Origin of the sequence: Mesorhizobium sp. LSJC285A00 (assembly GCF_000503155.1) — a bacterium.
Classification (GTDB): Bacteria; Pseudomonadota; Alphaproteobacteria; order Rhizobiales; family Rhizobiaceae; genus Mesorhizobium.
The window spans coordinates 1-8,019 of sequence record NZ_AYVK01000084.1; the positions used below are offsets into that span (position 1 = coordinate 1).

1 protein-coding gene, 6 pseudogenes and 1 other annotated feature are annotated in these 8,019 nt (G+C 59.9%); of the genes and pseudogenes, 3 read left to right on the top strand and 4 right to left on the bottom strand.

The annotated features are described in order from the left end of the window. Nucleotides 1-108: pseudogene (locus X726_RS1000000170965) on the top strand (DNA-binding response regulator); the annotation flags it as partial. Nucleotides 109-729: 621 nt separating this feature from the next. Here X726_RS1000000170965 and virD4 read toward each other — a convergent pair. The 3 genes and pseudogenes from virD4 to X726_RS137565 all read right to left on the bottom strand — a co-directional run. Next, a pseudogene (virD4, locus tag X726_RS01000000167775) lies at nt 730-2,549 on the bottom strand (type IV secretion system ATPase VirD4). 229 nt (nt 2,550-2,778) lie between these two features. Continuing rightward, nucleotides 2,779-3,321 (bottom strand): hypothetical protein, encoded by a 543-nt coding sequence (locus X726_RS1000000172120; RefSeq protein ID WP_245264609.1) that lies wholly within the window; start codon nt 3,319-3,321, stop codon nt 2,779-2,781. A 535-nt stretch (nt 3,322-3,856) separates the two neighbouring features. Continuing rightward, nucleotides 3,857-4,159 (bottom strand): annotated as a pseudogene (locus X726_RS137565) (IS3 family transposase); the annotation flags it as partial. 30 nt (nt 4,160-4,189) lie between these two features. On the opposite strand from X726_RS137565, the pseudogene X726_RS1000000170175 reads away from it, so the two are divergent. Next, nucleotides 4,190-5,616, top strand: a pseudogene (locus tag X726_RS1000000170175) (IS30 family transposase). Here X726_RS1000000170175 and X726_RS1000000170180 read toward each other — a convergent pair. Next, nucleotides 5,595-6,494: pseudogene (locus X726_RS1000000170180) on the bottom strand (IS3 family transposase); the annotation flags it as partial. The pseudogenes X726_RS1000000170175 and X726_RS1000000170180 sit on opposite strands and share 22 nt — an antisense overlap. Then, nucleotides 6,127-6,243, bottom strand: a sequence feature (AL1L pseudoknot). It overlaps the preceding pseudogene by 117 nt. 501 nt (nt 6,495-6,995) lie before the next feature. On the opposite strand from X726_RS1000000170180, the pseudogene X726_RS01000000167780 reads away from it, so the two are divergent. Beyond that, nucleotides 6,996-8,019 (top strand): annotated as a pseudogene (locus tag X726_RS01000000167780) (KUP/HAK/KT family potassium transporter); the annotation flags it as partial.

Sequence of the window (8,019 nt, forward strand, 5' to 3'; positions counted from 1 at the left end):
CTGGAGGCTGATGCGGCCAACCCTCGCCTGGTCAAAACATCCCGTGGCGCAGGGTACTTCTTCAACGCTGACGTAGATGTTAGCTACGGAGGCACGTTGGCCGCGTGACAGTGAGCTATGCTGGAGATTGGGGTGACGAGGCTGATCAAGCCCCTCTCTGCATATGCACGCGGCCGCCTGAATTGCCGATTTCGCTCAGCTGCTGCTGAATGGCGACGGCTTGCGGCGCATTCAGGGCCCTCTGCGTCTGCGCTGACCACAACAGCGCTGGTGAATGTTCATTGTTGGGACGACTCACTCGGGTGGCAGGTGGTTGCATGGTCAAGCTCATCCGGCGAAGGGCGGATCTGCTGTTGGCTGGCAGCCAAGACTGGGGGCGGCGGCCCGAACTCCGGCGTCCCAGAGCTTGCGAAAGCCTCCGACACGCTTCTGTTGAGGTCATCCCGTCCATCGGGCATCCCTGGGTTGCTGAAAAAAGACGAGGCGGCTTGATGATCCTGCCCTCGCTGAAGCACCTCGCGAAACCCCCTGTTCCAGTCGCAGAAGCTCCTCTGGATTGGTTGGCGGCTCGTCAGCTCGACCATCGAACAGCGGCCGGAGCGCCTCGGACACGTGCTGCTCAAGTTGCCGGGCTTGGCCCGCTTGCCCCTCTTCCAAGCCGGCGTCCTGCACCTGCCACAAAGCTGCTACACGGGATGGATTTTCTCGCGGGGTCCACACAGCCTCACATCAAACTGTATCGTCAAAGTCCTGCGCCAATTCACACAGCGGGTCATCGAGTTGAGATTCGGCGGAGAGCGCCTCCTCTGCTCCCGTCAAGGGCGCCGGCTCCGGGAGGGCGCCTGTCTGGCGTTCAAAGATGCGTTTCAGAATGCGATCCGAGAAATAACGCACCTTCCTCAATTTTAATGGTGGCAGACCTTTGATGAGAACAATCTCGTAGTCGTCATCGAGCAGCCGAACCTGTTCGGGACGCAATAGCGGTGCACCTTGATGTGAATNAGAACAATCTCGTAGTCGTCATCGAGCAGCCGAACCTGTTCGGGACGCAATAGCGGTGCACCTTGATGTGAATTCTGAATGGTCCAGTCGAACGTTCGCGCCTGGCTGTGGGAAATCGATTTGGCTTCAAACGTGTATTCACCGATGGCCTTGGAAATGTAGTTCGGAGTCTCGTCATCAGCCGTGGCCATGAACACTTGCAGTCCGGTATTGCTGAGAAAATTCTGCTTGCCAGCCTCTCCATAAGCCCCCGTCAGTGCCGAAAGGCTTTGGATGATGAGCATGAAACGCCCCTTGTAGCCCGCGATAGTCGTGATTGCGGTCTCGATCGCCTCCAGCTTACCCAGGTGCTTGAACTCATCGAGCAGGAAGAGAACCTCGTGCTTTTCATCCCGGCCGGCCAGCGACCGCTGCAGAATTGAAACGATTTGCTGAAAAAACAAGCGTATCAAAGGCGCGATCACCTCAAGGTCGTTCGGACCAACGCAAAGATAGATGCACGTTCTGCGACGGCGAAGATCATAGACCGAAAAGTCCGAGCGACTTGTGGCCGCCTTTACAGCGGGATCCGCCCACAGGTTGAGCCCGCCATCGCCGAGCACGGAAGTGTAGGAGGTTAGGATTTTCGTATCGTTCCCCGCCATGTCGTCGAAGATGCGTTGTGCCTCTTTGTTCTGAGTCTCCATGGCGAGTCGCGCGAAGAGCTTAAACTTCTCCCCCGGCTGGGCGAAGAGGTCATAGACGGCGCCGATTGTTGGCGTGCCCCGCTCGATGCAGGCAAGGATTCCCGCGACAAAGATATCTCGCGCGCCGCTGACGAAACCTTCCGCGCCCTCCCCCTTGGCCGTAATCAGGTTTGCGGCCAAGCGGCGGGCTTCGGTGAATTGCTGCTGTGGAGGCAGCGCTATAAGATCCAACAGCGGATTGTAGCAGTTTGTGCGCCGCTCCGAATCCAGCGGCGCGAATTTAAACACGTCGTCACCTGCGGCTTTGCGCGCCCTCGAGGTGAGCTCAAAGAGCTCCCCCTTGACGTCCAGAGCTATCACCGAGCCTTTGAATGTAAGTAGCGTTGGAATGACTATGCCGACGCCCTTGCCAGCGCGGGTCGGTGCAACGATGAGGCTGTGAGGCTGCTCGCCATTGGTCAGGTAGTAGCCAGGCCAGAAAGGGCCACTTGTCTTCCCAAACACCGGCCCTGTCACGCCACGGTATCGTCGCAGATATCCCGTGCGTCGCATTTCATCCACTCGAGCCCAACGAGCCGTCCCGTGGTGTTCGAGCTTGCGGCGCAATACGATCTGCTGAATCAGCAAGACGACCGCGGACGTCGAGAGCACGATAGCCGCGCCCCGATAGAAAACGGGGGTTGCGAAACCCAAATAGAAGGGCGTCTCAAACCAAAAGGCACGGACATCAAACGCCATCAGAGCCTCGCCGCTGCCGCCGTGGCGGAAGGTTGCGTAAAGACTTGCCGCACAGAAGCCCACGGCGAGTGAGCACGCGATGCTAATGGCTATGTTGGGGGGCGTCGTTTTTGTTGAAAGCATTGTTCCATTGCCGGATTAGCCGTAGCTAATGCTGCGCGTGCTTCAGAGACCGAACCGGCGTCGCGCGATGTCGCCGCTCGACAGATCGATGCCGCAGTGGGTGGTGCGATGCTTGCAGCGCATCACCCGGCAGACGTGGTTTTTGTACGTCAACGGCCAGCGAATTGGAAACGGCAAGGCCGTAGACGGAATTCGGGAGAGAAAGCGTCACTGTACCATGGCCGAGACCTCAACGGCCGGAGCGATCTCTGCTTCGGGTGGCCTCCATTAGGTCCTCTCGGGCGTGATTGTAGGCTTGGCTTATGGACCGCCCGACTTGAGCACCCCGCTGCAGCTGTTCATAGGAGGTTTGCGGGCCTACTGTATCACGGACTGCAGCCTCAATACCTGCTATGTGGCCGTCCAGATTCGCACTCCGTTCCTCTGCTGCATGCTGCGGCGGCGGCATGTGCGGCAAGATGTGTTGCATGCCGGGAAAAACTGAGTGAGCTTGGGCCTGTTGATTTGCGTCTAACTGTTGATACATGTTGAGAATAGCATTGGATGCCATCATCCTGACATTGCCATCCGGATCAGAAGAAGCCAATCCAATGGCTTGATCAAGAATGCGAGATTTGTTTTCGTCAGTAAACTTACTGAAGTGTGGCGCAACGTAATAAGCTCCGAGAGCTTGCGACGGCGGATCCATGTTGCCAATGCGATTAACAATAGCATCTTGCAGCCCTGGCGTTAGGTAATCGCCTAGATTACTGGCCGCTCCGACTTTCTGCAATGCTATGTCATCCGTGCTGTACCCCAATTCGGCTGTTAATGTCGCGGCCAGATTGATGGCTGATCGTCCAAGCCGATTGGTCCGCCTCTCAAATCTCGCGAGGTCAGTTTCTGGCCCGGGTTGAGTGCCCCGAACGGCTGTTCGCTCGTGCGTCCCGAGGCCTTTGAAGCCCCCGAGATTTCGCGCTGTATCGCGCGGGTTAGCGGTTACCAGCCGTTCTGCAACATCGCTCAATGGCCCCTCTGGAACGTCACGGAGGCTACTGCTCCCCACGCCTTGAGATGATCTTGCAGCTGCACGTGCCCGTTTGTTATCGCGATCCATTGCTAGCCTCCAAAGTAGTTATTCTACCCAATGAGGTTACCACCGAAGCTTGACCTGCTAAACCGATATGATGTTACAGTTGTAGTATGGCAAAGGGTTCCCAGCTCTGTGGGTCTGCCCAGTGCCCGTCCAAGCCGAAGAAAATACGATGAAGCTGGCATCAAATGCGATGTGAACTGCCCCGGGCATTCCGGTGGCCGTTTCGTTTGAGTCACGCGGCTATGGCTGGTTCATCCAACATGGCGTAGTAGCGTTCCTCGGCTTCGGCCGGCGGGATGTTGCCGATGGGCTCCAGCAGCCAGCGATTGTTGAAGCAGTCGACCCATTCGAGCGTGGCGAACTCGACGGCCTCGAATGAGCGCCAGGGTCCGCGTCGATGGATCACCTCGGCCTTGCAAAGACCGTTGATCGTTTCGGCGAGAGCATTATCGAAAGAGTCGCCGACACTGCCCACCGCGGGTTCGACGCCGGCCTCCGCCAAGCGCTCGGTGTATTGAATGCTGACGTGTTGGGCGGATTCAACCGGTCGTCGCAACACCAAGGGATTGGAGGTTGCAATGACGGTTCACCAACGCGTTTAGATCGGTGCACTCGAAAGAAGCTAGATTCGCCCGGGCGTCCGCCTGCCTGGCAGCGTGAGAATCGCTTCCGGTTCTGGCAAGCTATTGCCTTGGGACGTTCGAGCGAGGAGGCCGCACTGGATGCCAGTATATCAACGCCTCTTGGTCCGCGCTGGTTCGGAGTGCAGGAGGGATGCCGCCAACGCATTTAGCGCCGTGGGCGAAGCCGCCTTCGGGGCGATATCTTTCTTTCGGTAGCGCGAGGATATTGCGCTTGAGCTTGCCAAGGGAATCGGCATCCGGGCCATTGCTCGTAAGCTAGGTCGGCCGCCGAGCACAATCTCGCGGGAGGTCAGGCGCAATGCCGCGACGCGCAGCGGCAATCTGGATTACCGGCCAGTGCCGCCCAATGGCACGCCGATCGTGAGTCCCGGCGGCCTCCTGGCAAGCTGGCGGTCAATCCGGCTCTGCGTGAATGTTGAGGAGCGCTTGGCCGGCAAAGTCACCAATCCCAATGGCGCCTCATTCGAGGGCCCCAAGGTGGGTATGGAAAAAACGACAGAGCCGGAGGTGGTCGGCAGCCTGGAGCCCCGAGCAGATCGCTAAATCGGCTTCAGATCGATTACCCAGAGGATCAAACCATGCGGATCAGCCACGAGACGATCTATCAGTCCTTGTACATTCAAGGACGCGGAGCATTGCGCCGAGGACTGACCGCATGTCTGCGTTCAGGCCGAGCGTTGCGCGTACCGCGCGAACGGGCCCGAGTTCGCAGCAAGTCCTTCATTGGAGACGCCCTTATAATAAGCGACCGTCCGGCCGAAATTGCCGATCGGGCTGTCCCCGGACATTGGGAAGGCGACCTCGTCCTTGGCCTCGGAAGCTAGGCGATCGGTACGCTCGTGGAACGAAGTTCACGCTTCACAATGCGTGCTTCACCTGCCGCGCATGCATGGCTATCAGCAGAGCCTGCGCATCAAGAACGGTCCACCACTTGCCGGCCACGGCGCTGAAGCAGTCCGCAGAGCCATAGCCCGATCCATGGGCAAATTTCCCGAGCAGCTGCGTCAGTCGCTGACTTGGGACCATGCAGCGGAAATGGCGCAGCAGCCGACCTGCGCATCGACACCGGGCTCGAGATTTACTTCTGCGATCCCCAAGCCCGTGGCAGCGAGACTCCAACGAAAACACCAATGGCTTGCTGAGACAGTACTTTCCAAAGGGCACGGATCTCAGTCGGCACACAGCCCGGGAACTGGACGCAGTTGCCCATGCTATCAACACAAGACCGCGCAAAACGCTCGGCTGGAAAACACCTGCCGAACTCCTCGACCAGCTCCTTGGGGGACAGTATGATGCCGGTGTTGCGACGATCCGGTTGAATCCGCCTTGGCTGCCTCTATCGCTGTGATGGATGAGCCCGCCTCCCCGCGCGGGCCGCCGATCATGGAGAGCCTGTTCCAGGGCATCGAGAACGAAGGCTGCATGCGCCGTCCGGCTCACCCGCCAGCCGACGATCCGACGGGCATAGGTGTCGATGACAAAGGCGACATAGACGAAGCCCGTCCAGGTCGCGACGCAGGTGAAGTCGGAGACCCGCAGCATGTTCGGCGCCGGAGCATGGAACTGGCGGTTGACGTGGTCGAGAGGGCAAGGTGCGGCCTTGTCGCTCACCGTAGTGCGGATCGGCTTGCCGCGGACGATGCCTTCGAGGCCCATGGCCTTCATCAAGCGGGCAACCGTGCAGCGGGCGACCTCGAAGCCCTCGCGACGCAACCGCCGCCAGACCTTGCGAATGCCGCAGACGCGGAAGTTCGCCTCAAACCCGTCGGACCTCATCCTTCGAGGCTGTATCCCATCTTGCCCGAGCCGACAGCCGGCAGGGGTCGACGCGCTTGACGACATGGTCGTGGTAGGTCGACGGGGCGATCGGCAGCACCTTGCAGATCGGCTCAACCCCATGCGCCTTGCGGTGATCGTCGAGGAACGCGATCGTGGCCTGAACCGGCGGTCGAGCTTCGCCTGGGCAAAATACGCGGAAGCCTTGCTCTCGTTGGCCTGCGAAGCTCGCGGCTCTCGCGTTCCAGAGCCTTCAGTTTCGTCGCAGCATCCGTGGGAACTCCGGCGCGCACGCCGCCGTCACGCTCGGCTTTCTTGCAGCCGAGCTTGGCGGCGATCGATGAAACCGCCGCCCACCGCGACGTATGCTCGCGTTCGTGATCCAGAACCAGCCGCACCGCGGGGGGTCCGGACCTCGGGAGAGAACTTGTTGGTCGCCTTGCTTGTCATGGTTCCACCTTCTCAGGAGTTGGAGCCTCCGATCAACCCGGGGCGGCACACAACAAGGGTCACGGATCAATCTGGGCGGGAACCCTAGAGAATCACCTCAGAGCCTTTGGTAATAGACCGACCCCTCGCACCTGTTTGGGCTGGGTGTACAAGTCAGGTTTTCATCAGGTTGGACGAGTATGTCTGGCAGCCAGAGCGCGACCACTTCCGTGCCCGCCCGCTCGTCTGGCAGACACACAAAGGAGAAAGATATGCCGTCAGCTACAAGCAGCGCCATCGTTTCCTGCCGCAGATCATCGCCCATCCGGTCTGGCCCTGCTTCAGGTCCCCTTGAGCCTGTGTCTCGTCGAGGAAATGGCCCGGGAGCGGGATCGTGGTTTCGTATGAGACAATCCGCCGGTGCGGCAACAAATGCGGTCCGCATACGGAGCCATTACGTCGCGGCACTTGATATTGCAGTGCAGCAAAGGTAGAGGGCGGCCCCTTATCGGAGTGTCGTCCATGGCCCTTACCAATGCTGGTAGCGAGGCAGAACCCGTCGAACAATCGAGCCATCCCGAAATCGAACAGGACAGCACCAAGGTGCTGATGCTAGGCGCGCTCGGCGTTGTCTATGGCGATATTGGCACCAGCCCGATCTACGCGTTCCGTGAGGCGCTGGTGGCGTCGTCGGGCGGCAATGTCGCCGAGCGCGGCGATATCCTCGGCGTGCTGTCGCTGATCATCTGGTCGCTGACTATCATCGTCACCATCAAGTACATCATGTTCGTGCTGCGCGCCGATAACGGCGGCGAGGGCGGCGTGCTGTCGCTGATGGCGCTGGCGCGCGGCAGTTTNGGGCGGCGTGCTGTCGCTGATGGCGCTAGCGCGCGGCAGTTTCCCCAAGCGGTCGGCGGTGATCCTGGGCATCGGCATCGTCGGCGCCTCGCTGTTTTTCGGCGACGCGGTCATCACGCCCGCGATTTCGGTGCTGTCGGCGGTCGAGGGTATGAACGTCGTCACGCCGACCTTCCAGCCCTATGTGGTGCCGCTGACACTGGTCATCCTGGCCATGGTGTTCGCGGTGCAGCGCTTTGGCACCGGCGGGGTGGGATTGGTGTTCGGCCCGGTGACCGCCGTATGGTTCCTGGCAATTGGCCTTTCCGGTCTCAACCACATCATCGCCGATCCAGAAATCCTGTGGGCGGTGAGCCCGCACTACATCGTCGCCTTCCTGATCAATTCGCCCGACGTCGCTTTCGTGACCATCGGCGCCATCTTCCTCGCCGTCACCGGCGCCGAAGCACTCTATGCCGATCTCGGCCATTTCGGCTGCAAGCCGATCGTGCTGGCCTGGCTGGCGATCGTGTTTCCTTGCCTGCTGCTCAATTATGCCGGGCAAGGCGCCTTCGTGCTGGCCAAGAACGGCGTCGTCGGCCATCCATTCTTCGAGATGAACGAAGGCTGGACGCTAATCCCGATGGTGGTATTGGCAACCGCGGCGACGGTTATCGCCAGCCAGGCGGTCATCTCCGGCGCCTTCTCG